Here is a 19,885-nt window from a genome sequence, read left to right as displayed (position 1 = left end):
AATTTTTTTATAGCAGTTTAAAATACGTAATTTATTAGCTTGAAAAATAGCAACTAAGCCTCAAATTTATAATAGATAAATATTTTTATTTGGGGAAAATTAATTAAATGGATATAAATAAATTCACAATAAAGTTACAAGAAGCTCTTGCTGATGCTCAATCATATGCATTTCAGCAAAAGGCTATTGAATTTACATCAGCTCATTTGTTAAAATCTTTATTAGAGCAAAATGATAGTGTAGTAATATCAATACTAAGTGTTTGTGGAGTTAACTCAAAAGATCTTACCAAGGTTGTGAATAATATTGTTGATGGGGTAGCTATATTATCAGGAGAAAGTAATCCACAAGTATCTCCATCTCGAGATTTAATATCCACATTGCATAAAATGCAGGAGTTAGCAAGTAGAAATGGTGATGAGTTTATCTCAAGTGAGATTTTTCTATTAGCTTCTCTAGAAGACAAAAGTTTAACAGAGCTATATAGTAAGTTTGGTATTACAAAAGAAAAAATTACAAAAGCAGTTAATGATTATCGCGGAGGGGAAAAAGTGAGTAGTCAAAATCAAGAAAATATGAAAGGTGCATTAGATAAGTATACTGTAGATCTAACAGACTTAGCAAAGAGAGGAAAAATTGATCCAATTATTGGCAGAGATAGTGAAATTCGCAGAACAATACAAGTACTACAAAGAAGAACAAAAAACAATCCTGTACTTATAGGAGAGCCTGGTGTTGGTAAAACTGCTATTGTAGAAGGTTTGGCACAAAGAATTATAAATAATGAAGTACCAGAAGGTGTTAAAGGTAAAAAAGTATTATCATTGGATATGGGAGCATTATTAGCAGGGGCTAAATTTAGGGGAGATTTTGAGGAACGTTTGAAATCTGTACTAAAAGAATTGGCAAAACAGGAGGGTAATGTAATCTTATTTATTGATGAATTACATACTATGGTTGGTGCAGGTAAATCTGAAGGTTCTATGGATGCTGGCAATATGCTCAAACCTGCTTTAGCTAGAGGTGAATTAAAGTGTGTAGGTGCAACAACTCTAGATGAGTATCGTGAGCATGTTGAGAAAGATTCAGCTCTTGAAAGAAGGTTTCAAAAAGTGCTCGTGGATGAACCTAATGTTGAGGATACTATTGCCATACTTAGGGGTTTAAAAGAAAGGTATGAACTGCACCATGGTGTGAACATCACAGACTCTGCTATTGTGAGTGCAGCAACCCTATCTCATAGATATATAAGTGACAGACAGCTACCAGATAAAGCTATTGATTTAGTTGATGAAGCGGCAAGCCAAATCCGTATGGAAATTGATTCTAAGCCAGAAAAAATGGAAAGCTTATATAGAAAAATTATCCAACTTAAAATGCAGCGCGAACAGCTAAAAAAAGAAAAAGATGAAGCTACTAAAAAACGCCTAAAAATACTTGAAGAAGAAATAAAAGGTTTAGAATCTGAATACAAAGGCTTTGAAGAACTTTGGAAAGCTGAAAAACTAAAAATGCAAGGGGCTAGCAAGCTTAAAGAAAAACTTGAAAAAGCTAAGTTTGAATTAGAAAAACACCAAAGAACTGGTGATCTGACAAAAATGTCTGAACTACAATATGGTGTAATCCCTGAGCTTGAAACTCAGATAAAACAAATAGAAGCAACTGAAGCAGAACCTTCTGAGAACAAACTAGTAAGAACATCTGTTACAGAAAATGAAATTGCTGATGTAGTTTCTAAAGCTACAGGAATACCAGTATCTAAAATGATGGAAGGGGAAAAAGAAAAACTTCTAAATATGGAAAGCTTCCTACATAAAAGAGTAATTGGTCAAGATCAAGCTATAAAAGCAGTATCTAACGCTGTTAGAAGATCTCGCTCAGGCTTATCAGATCCAAATAAACCAATAGGCTCATTTATGTTCTTAGGCCCAACAGGCGTTGGTAAGACAGAGCTTACAAAAGCCTTAGCAGAATTTCTGTTTGATGACCAAGATGTAATGCTTAGAGTAGATATGTCTGAGTTTATGGAGAAACACTCAGTAGCAAGATTAATAGGTGCACCCCCAGGGTATGTTGGTTATGAGCAAGGTGGTTACCTTACAGAGCATGTTAGAAGAAAACCGTATTCTGTAATCTTACTAGATGAAATTGAAAAAGCACATGCTGACGTATTTAACATACTACTACAAGTATTGGATGATGGTCGTTTAACTGATGGCCAAGGTAGAACGGTTGACTTTAAAAACACTGTAATAGTTATGACTTCAAATCTTGGATCACACAAAATTCAAGAGATGCAAGATCAAGACTATGAAACAATAAAGTCTGTTGTAATGGAAATGGTACTTAGTCATTTCAGACCAGAGTTTGTAAACAGAGTTGATGATGCTATTGTCTTTGAACCTCTAAATAAAGAGATGATAACTGAAATAGCTAAGATACAGATCAAACGCTTAGAAAAACGATTAGCAGATCTAGACATAGAATTAGAAGTTACACCTAGAGCTATGGATAAATTAGCTGATGCTGGATTTGATCCTGTATTTGGTGCTAGACCTCTTAAGCGTGCTATCCAAAACAATTTAGAAAATCCTCTAGCTCTTAAATTACTAGATGGTGAATTTAAAGCTGAAGACAAAATTACTGTTGATGTGGACATTGATAACAGTATAGTTTTCTCTAAATAAATTTTCTTTCTAAACCAAAATTATTCAAATTTTCTAGTAAATAATAGTTACTATATTCAGTATATTGATCCAATTTTAAAACAATACTATAGATGAAGGCTCTTGCTAATGTCAAATTGGCTTCGGTGAGCAAAAGAAGATACGAATGTTATTGATACCTTGATCTAGAAGGTTTTATTTGCTACTTGATCGTTTAATTATAGTGTAAATATAAATGTGTTTAGTGCTTGGGTAAATACTACTACAATGGTTATGGATAATACTATATTTCATAAGAGGTAAAGATATATTAAATATACTTTAAAGCCTATATTTAGCTAGCAAAACAGCCTTACAGTTTTCTTACTAAATTTACTCCATCGCTTATCGAAATTATACAAAATTTGACTCTATTATCATTATAAATTAATTCATTCAGCTTACGAATAGTGACTGTACTTTCTTCATTATCTGAGTTATTAGCAACTTTTCCAGACCAAAGAACATTGTCTATAGCAATAACTCCACCAGAATTCATTAAACTTAATGTTTGCTCATAGTAATTTATATAGTTAGGCTTATCTGCATCAATATAAGCAAAGTCAAACTTCTTATCTAACTGTATAAATTTATCTAAAGTTTCTAGTGCTGGCGCTATATTTAAATTAATTTTATGCTCAACATCGGCTTCCTGCCAAAAGTGTTTATATGGATCAATATATTCATAGCTAATATCACAAGCCTCTATTTTACCATTGGCTGGTAAAGCTTGCGCCATAACTAAAGTAGAGAACCCACGGAAAACACCTATCTCTAAAATATTTTTGGCATTGATCATCTTTATAAGTAGGCTTATTAATTGAAGTTGATTTGGTGAGCTAAGCATATTACTAAACTTATCATTTTTAGCTTTATTAAAAAGTTTTTCTGTAACTCTATCCAGATTTACAGAGTTATCATCAATATATTGATTAAGGTTAGAGTTATTAAACAAAGACTCAATTGACATTATCGAATTCTCAAAAATTTAGACACGTATCAATCACTATAAACGATCAATGCTATGAAAAAAAGAGAGGTTATAATTTTTTAAATTTTTTTAGTAATAGAAAATGTCCAAAACCAGAATATAAGGGAATAAACTCCCCACCACTCGATAATACTTTGATTTCGATGGGTCGGGGTCATAAATATTGATACAATCATCGTTATTATTGTTACTAGTATAGCTAGTCTACGCAATATTATAGGTAGTTTATTTATTTTATCAGTGTATTTATATTCGATAACCGTATACCAAACCTGGCATAATGTCATTAAGGCAAAAAATACTGCAACACTCTTTAAGTGAAACTGCATAGGTGTGTTCTGACCATCGATCACTGATGTGCCTATTATCAGCCCTATGCAGCCAACTATAGCTAAAAATAGTATAATTGTGCCTTGCTTTATAACAGCTTTACTATTACCGCTTATCTGTACTAACAATTGTTGTATAAAAAAGAAAATAACAGCCATAAGCGTTGCTGTAGGTATTAAAATAGCCTTTAGCATATACTTCTCATATGATGTAAAGCCTGCATGTGTTATATCTGAGCATCCAGATATAAATGGATTACATAGCGTATTATGATGGTCTGCTATAGATACAAGATAGGTAGCAAAGAAAAGAACAGCTACAGATATTGTCGTAACTGCTATAAGTTTTCTTGGGTCAAGTTCGGCTTTCATATTCAGTTAACTCCAATGTAATTCTAAGAGTTATGGTATCATTAGTTTATAAATATTTCTAATGTTAAGATAATTCTTTATAAAACGAATGATATTTACCTTTGATTTATCTGTGCTATAATCTGTGGGTTTTCTTTAAAAAAATATTAAGTAAAAAACGAAAGGATTTAAATAAAATGCCATTTGTAGTTACTGAAAATTGCATCAAATGTAAGTATGGTGATTGTGTTGAAGTTTGTCCTGTAGATTGCTTCTATGAAGGTCCAAACATGCTTGTGATTAACCCAGATGAATGTATAGATTGTGCTCTATGTGAGCCTGAATGCCCTGTTGAAGCTATTAAATCTAGTGATGATTTGACTGAAAGCGAAGAGCAAATGCTTGAGTTAAATAGAGAGCTTGCTAACACTTGGCCAAACATAGTAGAAAAATGTGATCCATGTGAAGATGCTGACAATTGGGCATCTGTGCCAGATAAGTTAAAATATTTAGAAAAATAATATCTATCCTATCTCTATTTTTATCGATGTAATTAAATATCTTACGTATTGCGAGATTGTTTAAAGTCTAAGGGCAAAATTTATATCTTTGTTAAGATATATTCCGTTGTATTTCTATTCATTCTCATTATGAATCAGATAGAAATAATAAGTTATAATAGTACGGTTTTTTGATAGGTTTCTAAAAGGGTAAAATAGTAGTATTTAGATATGTTCAATAATTGCTAAAAGGTGGGCTTTGAGCTCTGATAAGTAATGGGTGTAATACTTCTGCCCGAGTTGCTAATGAGGATTATGCTATGTTTTTACCAAAACATTGATATGTTCGTATTGGGAAGTATCAAAATATACGTATTAGTTGAGGATGAAGAATTAGCAAAAGTTATATAATAAGCTCTTAGTTCTAAAGAGGAGTCTTAAAGAAATAAAGATTTGTAACTCCGGTTAGAAAAGACTACTTATCGGATATTAAAATATTAATAACTCCAGAACTAATATAAGCTAAACTTATGTAAATTATAAAAACTATATATTTTACTCTAATTAATCCAGAGATCATAATAGATTTATAAAGTCCATATTCTATAAGAGATTATAAAATGAAAAAAGTAATATTAGCTATATTAATAGTATTTGGTTTAATTTCAACAAGTTTTAGTTACGGAGTAGCTACTCAAGTTTCTAGCGGTTCTTTTCCACCTCCAGTATTACAGTTGGCACCTTAAATATAAAATGTCAAAATTGTATCCCTTATTAGCTACTCAAATCTCTATATTGAAAGATTTTTTATTTTTATAAAACTTTGTTTTTCAGTACTTAGAGATACCGGGTTTTAAATATTATAGCCTTTAAAATTTAGCTTGAGTAGTATTTAATGCCTCTTTTAATTTTTTCTTTACCATTTTCAGTTCGCCATTTATTAGTATCTCTCAGGCTATATGCACAACCACAATATTCCTGCTGATAGAATTTTTCTTTCTTAGATATTTCCAACATCCTATAAGAACCTCCTTTTTTACGCCAGTTTAAGTCCCAATACTGAATGTTTTCAAATAAAGATGCTGCTTTTTTACCTGATGTATTTATCTGTTCCATATTTTTCCACTTAGAAATCCCTAATGTACTAGATATGAGTGTAAAAGCATTCTTGCTAGCATATTCAGCAGTTTTGACAAACCTCATATCAAAACACATTGTACATCTGATACCTTTTTCTGGTTCATTTTCCATGCCTTTAGCTAAGTTAAACCAGTTATCTTTGTCATAGTCAGCATCAATAAATGCCATACCTAACTTATCAGCATATCTTTTATTTTCTTCTTTCCTTATTATATATTCTTCTGTTGGATGAATGTTTGGGTTATAAAAGAAAATAGTGACATCTATATCTGACGCAGCTAATGCATCCATAACTTCACCAGCACAAGGTGCACAACATGAGTGTAGTAATATTTTTTTACTATTATCAGGAGTTTCTAGCTTAGGCCTCTTATAGTTATCTAATAAATACTCTTCATTCATCATAGCTTATAGTTTCTCTAAATTTATTATATTTTTATTAACGTAATATTTATTTTAATAAATTAATGAAGCCATATATACCAAAAATACTATTTTTTAAATAATCTCTATTAAACTAACTTGTAAAAAGCGATTAATTAACTAATAAAAAACATAAAGATCCTATAAAATGAAAAAATTTTTACTATTTGTTTTTTTAGTAATTTTTTTAAATAGCTGCACATTTCAACATAGGCCAGATCATTTCTCTGTAGCCCCTTTAAAGAAAAGTAATCATAGTAAATTACTTACTAATAAAAACGCGAATAATCAAGATTTTTTTAGTAATAAGTAATATATTATTTCCATCCAAGTTGGTGTTCTATAGAAAAGTTTTATAGAATTAGCCTCACCTTAATATAATATTAAATGAAAATGCTAAAAAAATATTCTCTATTAATTGCTATAGGGCTTATCTGGGGATCACAATTTATTTTCCAAAAGGAGGCTATCGAGAGCTTTCCTCCTATATTAATAGCTTTTGCAAGATCGTTAATTGGCTGTATAGTACTTTGTAGTGTTTGTTATTTTTTTAAACTAAAATCAAACTCTTTTAAGAAGGATTTTGCCATATACTCATTAATATCTTTTTTAGAAGCTACTATGCCATTTATGTTAATACCTTGGTGGCAAAAGTTCACGAGTCCATCAATTACAGCTGTTTTGACTGGAACAATTCCTTTCTTTGTTGTTTTGCTAGGGCCTTTAGTCATAAGGTCAAAAATCACTTTATCAAATATATTGAGCATTTCTATAGGATTTATTGGTCTTATAGTACTTTTTTACCCTGATTTAGTATCTCAAAATCATTCTTTTAATATATTAGGTATATTAGCTATATTAATAGCAACAACATCTTTTGCTTTAGCTTTACTGTTATTAAGTAAATTCTGTTTTCATGATACTCCTCTATTATAGTTTAGAGAAATATTCTTATCGCTTCAACTATACAATTAATTATATTAGTAGCTATATTTAAACCTAATTATAGTGGTATTCATTACTCAATACTTTCTTTATTTTCATTATTATATTTAGGAGTTTTTTGTGCAGGAATTGTTTATTTTCTATATGCGTCTCTTATAAAGCTTACTGGCCCAGTATTTACGTCCTTCACTAACTATCTTGTACCTTTATTTGGAGTTGTTTTTGGTATTTTAATAAATCATAATCCATCTAATTTCACTATTTGGATTGCTTTAGTAATTATTCTTTTTGCAGTTAGTTTGAACTATATAATTAGACACTAAAGTAATAATTTTTACTTAATTATTCTTTTCTATACTAGATTTGTTTTTTTTGATAAAATATAAATGTAATCTAAAACAAAAGGAGAATACAAATGAAGTGTCCATTTAAAGAAAGTGAATCATGTAGTAAAAAAAATGGATTATATGCTTTGGCGATGTTTTTAACCGTACTTGGTGTTGCTGTAGCACTAAAAATTATTACCTTAATTTTATGTATATTTCCAGGATCTATACATGAAAATACTTGGCTAGTAGTTATTTCTATTGTTTTAGTTCTATTTGCTGCTAAATGTCGTAAAAGTGGGCATTGCTGTGGCTTAGAGTCTAATAATAGCTCATGTACTAAAAAAGAATCTGATAAAGAATGCTGTAATAAAGATGAAGAAACTAAAGATGGTTCTCAAAATTAATTTTTCTTAGTATTTGATTTTTATCTATCTCTTAGATTTAAATTATTTTTTTGGAGTTTGTACATAAATGCAATATTTAAAGCAGGGCGATTGCATGAAATTAAATTACTAATCTAAATGTTATAATATTGCATATTTATTTACATGAGTAGTATGCAAATTGGACATAATAGAAGCTTTAAAAAAGATAGAAGACCCGAGGCAACAGGGTAAAATAGATTACTCATTAGTAAATATACTTTTCATATCAATATGTGCAATTTTTAATAGTGCTGAGACATGGGAAGATATTGTAATGTACGCTAAATATAGAGAAGATTGGCTATCTAAATACATTGATATGTCCACTGGGATTCCAAGTTAGTATACTTTTAGAAGAGTGTTCGGATTAATATCTCCTGATGAAATCAGCCAGCTAACACAAGATATTATATCTAAGTTTTTTACCACTCAGAAGCAACATATCTGCATCGACGGTAAATCTATGAGGGGTAATAAGTCTAAAGCCAAGGGTATCAGGCCAGTTCAAATAGTTAGTGCATGGTCAGAAACTCTAGGTATAAGTTTAAGTGAGGTTAGTGTCGATAAGAAGTCTAATGAAATCACAGCAATCCCTTTGTTATTGGATATATTAGACATTGATGGTAGCACTATTTCAATAGATGCTATGGGTACACAAAAAGAAATAGCGGAGAAGATTATAGATAAAAATGCTCACTATGTATTAGCACTAAAAGGCAATAAAGGTAAATTTTTCGATACAGTACAATCATACATGCAAGAGCATGGTCAGACATCTAAAGATCTTAAGTCTGATTACTTTGATGAGTCTCACGGCCGGTGTGTTAGGCGTCGTTTTTTTGCTGTAGATATACCTGATCACATACAAGATATAAATGAGTTTAAGAATCTTAAAAGTATTATAGCTACTGAGAACATTTCTATGAGATCTGCTGATGCTCCAGTTACATCAGAATGGCGTTATTTCATAACTGATCACGATAAAAATGAAACTCTTATTCCAGATTATGTTAGAGGACACTGGGGAGTTGAAAATAAGTTGCACTGGCAACTTGATGTTCATTTAGGTGATGATAAGGATAAAAAGTTAGATCGCAATGCAACTGAGAATATTTCTAGAATAAAACGATTGTTGCTTAATTTGGTAAAGAAAAATGATGCTAACTCTAAAAAAAGTGTCAGGAGCAGGCTGAAAATGATGCTTTGGGATGAAGAATATTTTTTAAAGATTCTTTCAACATAAAAATATCCACTTGTTTTAGCCTAAAAAGATGTTGTTGTAGCAATAGCTATGCTTAAAAATTGATAAAACCGTCATATTTAGTATAAATCTCATGAGACACCGAGATTTATAAAATTTTATAGGATAATTACATTCAATTTTTTATTCAAAATAAATATCTATATTTCATGCAATCGCCCTGATATTTAAAGCAACATTGTGAGTTTACCTTAAATGAAGGCTTACAAGAATATAATAAAAACTATCCTTTTCTAAATTCTAATGATGGCCATGATGAAGCTAGTAAATGGTTTAAAAAAACCATGATATAACTCATGTTTTATTTGGAGCTATCCCTTTTGAAATTAGAGGTGAAGCTATAAATGATACTTGAACTTTAGTAGGTACAAATGTTACTTTTAAAGGTTATAAAGAGTTTTTTAAATTTGTAAACTATAAAACAGTTATAAATAGTTATCTTAAAAAATATAAGTATAAATTTGTAGTTTATTTGGTAATGCTTAAATATATACCAGCATGCTTACTAGCGGTATTTAAAGCTTATAGAATGTCTAAGAAGTGGGATTGGTATAATTATAATAACTATTTAGATATTCCTCTTAGAGATATAAGAAAAGAGTTTAATATAAAAGTTATAAAGCCTTAGAAAAAATCTTTTTTAAAATTATAATTGAGCTATTTTTATTTAGCACAATAATCTCTTTGGTTTACTAATACTATATATAAACCTGCCGATATAACTATAAAAACTAAGATAAATAAATCATAAGAAGTAATATTTTCATATACAAATCCAAGTATTAACTCAGCAACTAAATATGCGAAAATAGCCCATGAAGAAGCAAAAGCTTTTACAATATTAGCTATATTTCCTTTACTATCCATATAAGCATATATTAGGAAAAATACTATATGAAGTGTTAAAGCTACTATTAAGTTAAGTACACCTGCTATCATCAATAAATAGGTTAGAATCATATATACAAGAAATGCTACAAGTCTAGGAAAAAGTATATAGTTTATTGGCAATGGATCATTTTTATTGCTTTTAATTTTTGCATAAGCAATAGGTAGAGCAATACAAGAAACTAAAATAAATGTAGTTGTCAAGGATGCTATCATTTGCCAGTTTCTAAAGAAAAATATCAAAACTATAGAGCAAATAAATGTAAATATAAGTGAAGTGCGAGAAATATTAACTCCCTTCGTTACACTAGCAAAATATGCAGGCATCTGCTTTGCTTTTGACATTTCATTAAGCATACGAGCACTACCACCTAAGTATACAATGCCTGTTCCTGATAGACTAATTAAAGCGTCAGCATACAAAACTATAGCTAGAGCATTTATGCCTAATATGCCTGCTAGTTGAGCTAGAGGAGATTCAAAGTTTAGGCCTCCCCAACCATTCGTTAACATTTTCTCAGGCACTGCGCCTATGAAAGATATCTGTAATAAAAGATATATAAATAATACTATTAGTACACTACTAACTAAAGCTATTGGTATATTTTTTCTTGGGTTTTCCAGTTCTGCTGAAAAGCTGGCAGCCATTTGAAATCCAAAGAAAGAATAAAAAATACCACAAGAAACAATGGCATTAAAAACACCGCTTACACCTTTAGGCATAAAACTAACATTACTACCACTAAAGTTACTAGAATGAAATGCTGCGAACATAATTATCAAAGATGTAACTATAGGTATAATAATTTTCAAAGAAGTCAAAGAGTTATTTATTTTTGATAATGATTTTATTCCCCAGTAATTTATCAATGTATATACCAGCATAAATAAAACAACTACAACTACCCCTAAAAAAGTAAGTTCTCCACTACTAAAAATATAAGGAGTAATTGGTTTATAGATAGAAGAAATATACTGTGTAGTGGCCATAGCTTCTGATGGCACAATAATAAGTCCCAACATCCAGTTTGATAATCCTGTCACAAAACCAAAATGTTGATTATGTGATAATGTTATTAATTGTGTAAATAATCCATTTGTTTGATATTTAACAGCAATTTCCGCTAATAAAAAGGCCATTATAAGAACTATAAATGCACCGATAATCCACGAAAATATCGATGCAGCTCCTGCTGCTTGAGATGCGTAGTATGATGCATATAACCATCCACTGCCTACCATGGTACCTACACTTAATGCTATAGCAGTAAATAAACTAGGTTTTTTTTGTTTTTCATATTTTGTCTAAAATATTTTTTTTAAATAGATACATTATTCTTAACTATGAATAAATAATCAATATTTTTATTCTAAAATTTCTATAGCTCTTGTAATATATAGTTTTGAAATCTTATTGGATGCCATTAAAATACTCTTGGCTTAAGTTATATCTAAAATAGCATAATAAGTTTCAAAAAAAATAATTTATAGTTACTATATTGTTCTATATTTATTTATTGCTTTTCATAAATGCTTCATATACTTGATTTTTGTACAATGATTGTTAATTTACTGTGTACTTTCTTACTTGCGGGACTTTATGTGGTTGGTTGGCCTATTGGTATATTAGGTCTTATTATGAGTGCCAGTTTATTCTCAATCAGTGGGTTATATGCTGATGCAATATTACAAATAGTTTTGTTGTTTAGTTTTGGTTATGGTTGGTATACCTGGCAGAGAAACCCAGCTGGTGATAAAGTTATTGTGCATAGGCTTAATGTTATAGGATGGCTAAAGGTCTTATTCTATATAGTATTATTGGGATTGCTTGTTTCGCAGCTACTTATAAGCTACACAAATTCAACAACTCCATATATGGATGGATTTACTAGCACTGCATCATTAATTTGCGTATTTTTAGCAAGCAGGAAGGTTGTTGATAATTGGATAATTTGGATTTTTGTTGATTCTACATACGTGTTCTTATATGTTTATAAGAGTTTATTTTTCGCAGCAATTACTACACTTATATACTTAATGGTGGCAATACATGGATATAGGCACTGGAAGAAGGCGGTGTAATTATGCTATTAGATGCACATGTTCATTCAGATAAATACTCGTTAGATGATTTTAAGAAAGTTGTTATTGAATGTAGAACTTATAATATAAAGCTTTTATCTGTTGCAATGTGTATACCATTATACGAGAATATAAAGAATTTAAGTCATAAATACGAGTTTATTATTCCTTCTTTTGGAATTCATCCATGGAAAGCAAGATTGTACGCTAATAAATTAACATCTATTGATCAATATTTGTCTGAAAATGAGTTTATAGGGGAAATAGGATTAGACAAAAGATTCTTGAAATATGCATCTCCTTATGCTGATCAGCAAAAAGTATTTGAATATATTATTTCTCATTCTCAAACAAAAGGTGAGCTTTTGAACTTACATACAAGTGGTACAGAAATAGAAGTTGTAGATTTATTAGATAAATATAATTGTAATAGGTTTATGGTTCATTGGTATTCGGGGAAATTAGATACTATAGATAAGTATTTAGCTTTGGGAGGTTTTTTCTATTGGAGTTGAAGTGTTGTTTAGTAAGCATATTGAGCAGATAGTTGCTAAACTGCCTCTTGAGAGAATTTTAGTGGAAACAGATAATCCTTCGGCACATTCGTGGCTTCTAGGTGAGGAAGTTAATAATGGTATGCCGACGCTGTTATTTAAAGTTATAGATAAAGTTAGTGAAATAAAAAAAATTCCAGTAGATGAGTTTTTTAGCTATTTAGAAAAAAATCAAAAAAATATTTTATTTTAACAGTTTGCGATATTCATATAAGTCAAATATTGGATTTTTATTGGAGGTATTAGTATTGTGTCCAATGCCAGCTGAGTAGGGTGTTACTATAGTGTGAGAAATAAAACCAAATCAATATGTAAGTAGAATTAAGATGATTATTGTTGAAAATATTCTAACTAACCTTTCATTATTTAAGTCTTCTATATTATTTTGATTTAATTGATTTTCCTATTAACTCTTATTACCATTAAGCTATAGTTTCAAAATTAGAAAAAAATCTTTTTATTAAAAAGCCTTTTTCTCTGAGAGAAAGAATTATAGATTATGGAAAGGTTTGTTAAAAATAGCGTATCAAAATATTTGTACAATAAGTTTTATAAGATATTATTATTTGATAAATCTCAAACTAAATTCAAAGGTGACCTTATGCCATTATATCCAGAAATTGAACCGTATAATGAAGAGTTTTTAGAAGTTTCTGATACTCATACAATATTTTTTGAAGAATGTGGAAATCCTGAAGGTAAGCCTGTTGTATTTATTCATGGAGGTCCTGGCGGAGGTATTCAACCTAGCTACAGGCAATATTTTAATCCAGAGAAATATCGTATTATCTTGGTTGATCAGAGAGGTTGTGGTAAGAGTACACCATTTGCAGACTTACATGAGAATACAACTTGGCATCTGGTAGAAGATTTTGAGAAAATCCGCAAAAAGTTAAGTATTAACAAATGGATGGTTTTTGGAGGTTCTTGGGGGAGTACATTAGGTTTAGCATATGCGCAAACACATTCAGAGGTCGTCACAGAGCTTGTTCTTAGAGGTATATTCTTGGGAAGATATAAAGAAATATCGTGGTTGTATCAGTATGGGGCGAGTGAAGTGTTTCCTGATATGTGGGAGCAGTATATAGCTCCAATACCATCAGAGTCCAGGGATGATTTTATATCTGCATATCATAGTATATTGACTGGTAGCGATGATGATCTTAAGAGGAAAGCTGCAAAAGCATGGAGTGCTTGGGAGGCTTCAACAAGTAAGCTACATATAGACCAAGAATTAATAAATAAATACTCAGGAGACAAATTTAGTTTAGCCTTTGCAAGAATAGAGAGTCATTTCTTTAAGAATAAACTTTTCTTAGAAGAGGCTCAGCTACTAAAAAATGCTCATAAAATCAAAAATATACCAGGAGTTATCGTACAAGGGCGTTATGATATGGATTGTCCAGCAGTTAGTGCTTGGGATTTACATAAAGCTTGGCCAACAGCTAAATTAGAAATCATTCCAGATGCTGGCCACTCTATCAGTGAGCCTGGAATTATAGAAGCATTAGTTAAAGCAACAGATAGTTTTGCTAAATAACCATTTTAAATTGGTTGCATCAATTTTAGCTCTATAAGGCTTTTAAAAGTCTATCAAAAAGGCAATATTTCAGTGAGATATATATTGACAAAACATATATTTTTGTTTTGAAATAAAATAATTTTAAGCTAGAGATAAGAAGTTACAAAAAAGTTTAAAAATATTCAAAAAAGCGCTTGCGTTTTGGATGGATGATGCGTATTATATGTCTTCACCGGCTGACGAGTGATGTTGCTGGTAAGAGGCTAAGGTCTTTTAAGATATTTAATAGATATATTATATACAAACACTTTGTTAAAGAATTTGAGTAATCAGTAGTTAGAGTCAGAATTTGAGAATTAAACTGAAGAGTTTGATCCTGGCTCAGATTGAACGCTGGTGGCATGCTTAACACATGCAAGTCGAACGGTAACAGGAGAAGCTTGCTTCTTGCTGACGAGTGGCGGACGGGTGAGTAACGCGTAGGAATCTGCCCATTTGTGGGGGATACCAGTTGGAAACGACTGTTAATACCGCATACTATCTGAGGATTAAAGGTGGCCTTTGTGCTGCCGCAGATGGATGAGCCTGCGTTAGATTAGCTTGTTGGTGGGGTAAAGGCCTACCAAGGCTACGATCTATAGCTGATTTGAGAGGATGATCAGCCACATTGGGACTGAGACACGGCCCAAACTCCTACGGGAGGCAGCAGTGGGGAATATTGGACAATGGAGGAAACTCTGATCCAGCAATGCCATGTGTGTGAAGAAGGCTCTAGGGTTGTAAAGCACTTTAGTTGGGGAGGAAAGCTTATGAGTTAATAGCTCATGAGAAGGACGTTACCCAAAGAATAAGGACCGGCTAACTCCGTGCCAGCAGCCGCGGTAATACGGGGGGTCCGAGCGTTAATCGGAATTACTGGGCGTAAAGGGTCTGTAGGTGGTTTGTTAAGTCAGATGTGAAAGCCCAGGGCTCAACCTTGGAACTGCATTTGATACTGGCAAACTAGAGTATGGTAGAGGAATGGGGAATTTCTGGTGTAGCGGTGAAATGCGTAGAGATCAGAAGGAACACCAATGGCGAAGGCAACATTCTGGACCAATACTGACACTGAGGGACGAAAGCGTGGGGATCAAACAGGATTAGATACCCTGGTAGTCCACGCTGTAAACGATGAGTACTAGCTGTTGGATTCGGTGTAAAGGATCTAGTGGCGTAGCTAACGCGTTAAGTACTCCGCCTGGGGACTACGGCCGCAAGGCTAAAACTCAAAGGAATTGACGGGGACCCGCACAAGCGGTGGAGCATGTGGTTTAATTCGATGCAACGCGAAGAACCTTACCTGGTCTTGACATCCTGCGAACTTTCTAGAGATAGATTGGTGCCTTCGGGAACGCAGTGACAGGTGCTGCACGGCTGTCGTCAGCTCGTGTTGTGAAATGTTGGGTTAAGTCCCGCAACGAGCGCAACCCCTATTGATAGTTACCATCATTAAGTTGGGTACTCTATTGAGACTGCCGCTGACAAGGCGGAGGAAGGTGGGGACGACGTCAAGTCATCATGGCCCTTACGACCAGGGCTACACACGTGCTACAATGGGTATTACAGAGGGCAGCGAAGTAGCGATATGGAGCGAAACTCAGAAAGGTACTCTTAGTCCGGATTGCAGTCTGCAACTCGACTGCATGAAGTCGGAATCGCTAGTAATCGCAGGTCAGAATACTGCGGTGAATACGTTCCCGGGTCTTGTACACACCGCCCGTCACACCATGGGAGTGGGTTGCTCCAGAAGTAGATAGCTTAACGAATGGGCGTTTACCACGGAGTGATTCATGACTGGGGTGAAGTCGTAACAAGGTAGCCGTAGGGGAACCTGCGGCTGGATCACCTCCTTAACGGAAATACGAAAAAAATAATAAGCTTTGACTATTGGTTTTCAGATAATTTAGCTTAGTGTTTGTAGATAATATATTTTAGTGTAAATAAAATACGGGTCTGTAGCTCAGTTGGTTAGAGCGCACCCCTGATAAGGGTGAGGTCGGTAGTTCGAGTCTACTCAGACCCACCAGTTTTTGGGGCCATAGCTCAGCTGGGAGAGCACCTGCTTTGCACGCAGGGGGTCAGCGGTTCGATCCCGCTTGGCTCCACCATTGTTTTATTTGCATGATATAGAGATATTTAACAATTTAGTATAGAAATAGACTTAAGAGAATAAGTGCAAGCGGTGGATGCCTTGGCATTCAGAGGCGATGAAGGACGTGTTAATCTGCGATAAGCTTCGGTTAGTTGGTAAATAAACTATGATCCGGAGATTTCCGAATGGGGGAACCCACCTAACATCAGTTAGGTACTCACTCGATATGGAGTGTAGAGCGAACGAGGGGAACTGAAACATCTAAGTACCCTTAGGAAGAGAAATCAATTGAGATTCCCATAGTAGCGGCGAGCGAAGTGGGAAGAGCCTGGTATGATTTAGCTATAATTATAGTAGAACAAGTTGGGAAGCTTGACGATAGAGGGTGATAGTCCCGTATACGAAATAATCATAGTGGAACTAAGCATACGAACAAGTAGGACGGGGCACGAGAAACCTTGTTTGAACATGGGGGGACCATCCTCCAAGGCTAAATACTCCTGAATGACCGATAGTGAACTAGTACCGTGAGGGAAAGGTGAAAAGAACCCTTATAAAGGGAGTGAAATAGAATCTGAAACCGCTTGCATACAAGCAGTAGGAGCACGATTTAGTTGTGTGACTGCGTACCTTTTGTATAATGGGTCAGCGAGTTACTTTTAGTGGCAAGGATAACTGAATAAGGGATCCGTAGCGAAAGCGAGTCTTAATAGGGCGACTAGTCGCTAGGAGTAGACCCGAAACCGGCGCGATCTATCCATGGCCAGGTTGAAGGTTAGGTAATACTAACTGGAGGACCGAACCCAATAATGTTGCAAAATTATGGGATGAGCTGTGGATCGGAGTGAAAGGCTAATCAAGCACGGAGATAGCTGGTTCTCCCCGAAAACTATTTAGGTAGTGCCTCGTGTATAACTGATTGGGGTAAAGCACTGTTTCGACGATGGGGGTTTTACGACCTTACTGACTCGATGCAAACTCAGAATACGATCAAGTTCAATCACGGGAGACACACTGCGGGTGCTAAGGTCCGTAGTGGAGAGGGAAACAGCCCAGACCGCCAACTAAGGTCCCCAAGTCATAGCTAAGTGGGAAACGAAGTGGGAAGGCCCAGACAGCCAGGAGGTTGGCTTAGAAGCAGCCATCCTTTAAAGAAAGCGTAATAGCTCACTGGTCGAGTCGGCCTGCACGTAAGATTTAACGGGGCTAAGCTATGCACCGAAGTTGCGGAATATATAGTATATATTGGTAGGGGAGCGTTCTGTAAGCCGATGAAGGTGAATTGAGAAGTTTGCTGGAGGTATCAGAAGTGCGAATGCTGACATGAGTAACGTAAAATAAGTGAGATTCTTATTGGCCGAAAACCCAAGGATTCCTACGCAATGTTAATCAACGTAGGGTAAGCCGGCCCCTAAGGCGTAGCTGAAGAGTGAAGTCGATGGGAAACAGGTTAATATTCCTGTGCCGCTTATATGAACGAAGGAGGGACGGAGAAGGTTAGGTAGGCCTGGCGAATGGTTGTCCAGGTAAAAGTATGTAGGTAGAGATGCTAGGCAAATCCGGCATTTTGTTGATCTGAGATACGAGACGAAGTCAAACTTGTTTGACGAAGCTATTGATACCAAGCTTCCAGGAAAAGCTTCTAAGTATATTGTATAAGTGACCGTACTGTAAACCGACACTGGTGGGTAGGTAGAGAATACTAAGGCTATGAGATAACTCTGGTGAAGGAACTAGGCAAAATGACACCGTAACTTTGGAAGAAGGTGTGCCCTTGATGGTGATAAGACTTGCTCTTTGAGCTGTTGGGGGTTGCAGATACCAGGTGGCTGCGACTGTTTATCAAAAACACAGCACTCTGCTAAATCGTAAGATGAAGTATAGGGTGTGACGCCTGCCCGGTGCTGGAAGGTTAATTGAAGGGGTTAGCGCAAGCGAAGCTCTGGATCGAAGCCCCAGTAAACGGCGGCCGTAACTATAACGGTCCTAAGGTAGCGAAATTCCTTGTCGGGTAAGTTCCGACCTGCACGAATGGCGTAACGACGGCCACACTGTCTCCACCAGAGACTCAGTGAAATTGAAATCGCTGTGAAGATGCAGTGTACCCGCGGTTAGACGGAAAGACCCCGTGAACCTTTACTACAGCTTTGCACTGGACTTTGAATATTTATGTGTAGGATAGGTGGGAGACTATGAAGCATGATCGCTAGATTGTGTGGAGTCGACCTTGAAATACCACCCTTGAATATTTAGAGTTCTAACTCAGGAGAAATTCGAGGACAGTGTATGGTGGGTAGTTTGACTGGGGCGGTCTCCTCCTAAAGAGTAACGGAGGAGTACGAAGGTGCACTCGGTATGGTCGGAAATCATACCTAGAGTATAAAGGCAAAAGTGCGCTTGACTGCGAGAGTGACGGCTCGAGCAGGTACGAAAGTAGGTCTTAGTGATCCGGTGGTTCTGTATGGAAAGGCCATCGCTCAACGGATAAAAGGTACTCCGGGGATAACAGGCTGATTCCTCCCAAGAGTTCATATCGACGGAGGAGTTTGGCACCTCGATGTCGGCTCATCACATCCTGGGGCTGAAGCAGGTCCCAAGGGTATGGCTGTTCGCCATTTAAAGTGGTACGCGAGCTGGGTTCAGAACGTCGTGAGACAGTTCGGTCCCTATCTGCCGTGGGCGTTAGAGATTTGAGAAGAGTTGCTCCTAGTACGAGAGGACCGGAGTGAACGAACCACTGGTGTTCCGGTTGTTTCGCCAGAAGCATTGCCGGGTAGCTACGTTCGGAAGGGATAACCGCTGAAAGCATCTAAGCGGGAAGCCTCCTTCAAGATTAGATCTCTCTAGCTATAAGCTAGTAAGGAACGTTGGAGACTACGACGTTGATAGGCTGGATGTGGAAGTACAGTAATGTATGAAGCTTACCAGTACTAATGATCCGAGAGACTTAAGTCTATTTCTATGCTGAATTGTTAAATATTTTTAATCCAAAACATAAAGTTTTGGCGATGATAGCTTGTAGGAACCACCTGATCCCATTCCGAACTCAGAAGTGAAACTATAACACGCCGATGATAGTCTGGCATTTGCTCAGGTGAAAGTAGGTAGTCGCCATCTTTTTCGAATATCAAAGTCTCAACAACAAGAGCACAATATGAAAGCCTTGCCTAATCAGCAGGGCTTTTTTTGTTTCTGACGATTAATAATTTTACATACAAGAAGTTTAACTATAGTCATATTTTCCGTAAATATCATTTAAATAATAATTGTTACCATTGCTTTAACAGTTAAATAATACTGTTTAGTTTA

The 19,885-nt window shown here is 34.6% G+C and carries 15 protein-coding genes, 2 tRNA genes, 3 rRNA genes and 1 pseudogene; 17 read left to right on the top strand and 4 right to left on the bottom strand.

The genetic code is table 11. The features are described from left to right. The first annotated feature begins 107 nt into the window (after nucleotides 1–107). On the top strand, nucleotides 108–2,687 hold the full coding sequence (gene clpB / locus CDV26_RS11265; RefSeq protein WP_088773335.1) for an ATP-dependent chaperone ClpB: 2,580 nt from the start codon (nucleotides 108–110) through the stop codon (nucleotides 2,685–2,687). A gap of 331 nt (nucleotides 2,688–3,018) precedes the next feature. Here clpB and CDV26_RS11260 read toward each other — a convergent pair whose 3' ends face one another. Both CDV26_RS11260 and CDV26_RS11255 read right to left on the bottom strand, forming a co-directional pair. After that, nucleotides 3,019–3,675: an O-methyltransferase gene (locus CDV26_RS11260; RefSeq protein ID WP_088773334.1), complete on the bottom strand. Its 657-nt coding sequence runs from the start codon at nucleotides 3,673–3,675 to the stop codon at nucleotides 3,019–3,021. An 80-nt stretch (nucleotides 3,676–3,755) separates the two neighbouring features. Next, complete coding sequence (locus CDV26_RS11255; protein WP_088773333.1) at nucleotides 3,756–4,397, bottom strand: Frag1/DRAM/Sfk1 family protein; 642 nt, start codon at nucleotides 4,395–4,397, stop codon at nucleotides 3,756–3,758. Nucleotides 4,398–4,573: 176 nt separating this feature from the next. On the opposite strand from CDV26_RS11255, the gene fdxA reads away from it, so the two are divergent. Further along, a complete protein-coding gene (gene fdxA / locus CDV26_RS11250; RefSeq protein WP_088773332.1) occupies nucleotides 4,574–4,897 on the top strand; it encodes a ferredoxin FdxA in 324 nt (107 codons plus the stop codon). A gap of 599 nt (nucleotides 4,898–5,496) precedes the next feature. Continuing rightward, nucleotides 5,497–5,622: a hypothetical protein gene (locus CDV26_RS13750; RefSeq protein WP_088773331.1), complete on the top strand. Its 126-nt coding sequence runs from the start codon at nucleotides 5,497–5,499 to the stop codon at nucleotides 5,620–5,622. 130 nt (nucleotides 5,623–5,752) lie between these two features. Here CDV26_RS13750 and CDV26_RS11240 read toward each other — a convergent pair whose 3' ends face one another. Beyond that, nucleotides 5,753–6,418, bottom strand: a complete 666-nt coding sequence (locus tag CDV26_RS11240; RefSeq protein ID WP_088773330.1) for an epoxyqueuosine reductase QueH — start codon at nucleotides 6,416–6,418, stop codon at nucleotides 5,753–5,755. Nucleotides 6,419–6,826: 408 nt separating this feature from the next. Between CDV26_RS11240 and CDV26_RS13405 the strand changes: the two genes are divergently transcribed. The 6 genes from CDV26_RS13405 (at nucleotide 6,827) to CDV26_RS13395 (ending at nucleotide 10,027) form a co-directional block, all read left to right on the top strand. Further along, the gene (locus tag CDV26_RS13405; RefSeq protein ID WP_245806461.1) at nucleotides 6,827–7,375 is read left to right on the top strand and encodes a DMT family transporter; all 549 of its coding nucleotides are present in this window, start codon (nucleotides 6,827–6,829) and stop codon (nucleotides 7,373–7,375) included. 11 nt (nucleotides 7,376–7,386) lie between these two features. Then, complete coding sequence (locus CDV26_RS13400) at nucleotides 7,387–7,707, top strand: EamA family transporter (protein WP_338029178.1); 321 nt, start codon at nucleotides 7,387–7,389, stop codon at nucleotides 7,705–7,707. A 92-nt stretch (nucleotides 7,708–7,799) separates the two neighbouring features. After that, nucleotides 7,800–8,117: a hypothetical protein gene (locus CDV26_RS11230; protein ID WP_088773329.1), complete on the top strand. Its 318-nt coding sequence runs from the start codon at nucleotides 7,800–7,802 to the stop codon at nucleotides 8,115–8,117. Between the two features lie 160 nt (nucleotides 8,118–8,277). Further along, on the top strand, nucleotides 8,278–8,481 hold the full coding sequence (locus CDV26_RS14090) for a transposase family protein (protein ID WP_088773328.1): 204 nt from the start codon (nucleotides 8,278–8,280) through the stop codon (nucleotides 8,479–8,481). Nucleotides 8,482–8,496: 15 nt separating this feature from the next. Further along, nucleotides 8,497–9,381, top strand: a complete 885-nt coding sequence (locus CDV26_RS11220; protein WP_088773327.1) for an ISAs1 family transposase — start codon at nucleotides 8,497–8,499, stop codon at nucleotides 9,379–9,381. Between the two features lie 496 nt (nucleotides 9,382–9,877). Further along, complete coding sequence (locus CDV26_RS13395; protein WP_245806460.1) at nucleotides 9,878–10,027, top strand: hypothetical protein; 150 nt, start codon at nucleotides 9,878–9,880, stop codon at nucleotides 10,025–10,027. Nucleotides 10,028–10,062: 35 nt separating this feature from the next. Here CDV26_RS13395 and CDV26_RS11210 read toward each other — a convergent pair whose 3' ends face one another. Next, nucleotides 10,063–11,529 (bottom strand): APC family permease, encoded by a 1,467-nt coding sequence (locus CDV26_RS11210; protein WP_088773326.1) that lies wholly within the window; start codon nucleotides 11,527–11,529, stop codon nucleotides 10,063–10,065. Between the two features lie 288 nt (nucleotides 11,530–11,817). On the opposite strand from CDV26_RS11210, the gene pnuC reads away from it, so the two are divergent. The 8 genes and pseudogenes from pnuC to rrf all read left to right on the top strand — a co-directional run bounded on the left by pnuC (nucleotide 11,818) and on the right by rrf (nucleotide 19,693). After that, nucleotides 11,818–12,369, top strand: coding sequence for a nicotinamide riboside transporter PnuC (gene pnuC, locus CDV26_RS11205; protein WP_088773325.1), 552 nt, complete (start codon nucleotides 11,818–11,820; stop codon nucleotides 12,367–12,369). A 2-nt stretch (nucleotides 12,370–12,371) separates the two neighbouring features. After that, nucleotides 12,372–13,116, top strand: a pseudogene (locus CDV26_RS11200) (TatD family hydrolase). 408 nt (nucleotides 13,117–13,524) lie between these two features. Then, the gene (gene pip, locus CDV26_RS11195; RefSeq protein ID WP_088773509.1) at nucleotides 13,525–14,463 is read left to right on the top strand and encodes a prolyl aminopeptidase; all 939 of its coding nucleotides are present in this window, start codon (nucleotides 13,525–13,527) and stop codon (nucleotides 14,461–14,463) included. 340 nt (nucleotides 14,464–14,803) lie between these two features. Beyond that, nucleotides 14,804–16,337, top strand: a 16S ribosomal RNA gene (locus CDV26_RS11190). A 96-nt stretch (nucleotides 16,338–16,433) separates the two neighbouring features. Then, nucleotides 16,434–16,510: transfer RNA gene (locus tag CDV26_RS11185), tRNA-Ile, on the top strand. A gap of 6 nt (nucleotides 16,511–16,516) precedes the next feature. After that, nucleotides 16,517–16,592, top strand: a tRNA-Ala gene (locus tag CDV26_RS11180). Nucleotides 16,593–16,643: 51 nt separating this feature from the next. Next, nucleotides 16,644–19,531 (top strand): 23S ribosomal RNA (locus CDV26_RS11175). A 46-nt stretch (nucleotides 19,532–19,577) separates the two neighbouring features. Then, nucleotides 19,578–19,693, top strand: a 5S ribosomal RNA gene (rrf, locus tag CDV26_RS11170). The 16S, 23S and 5S rRNA genes sit together here with 2 tRNA genes alongside, the layout of an rRNA operon. Nucleotides 19,694–19,885: the final 192 nt, after the last annotated feature.

The organism is Francisella halioticida (assembly GCF_002211785.1).
Lineage (GTDB): Bacteria > Pseudomonadota > Gammaproteobacteria > Francisellales > Francisellaceae > Francisella > Francisella halioticida.
This window is presented reverse-complemented; position numbering and strand designations above follow the sequence as displayed.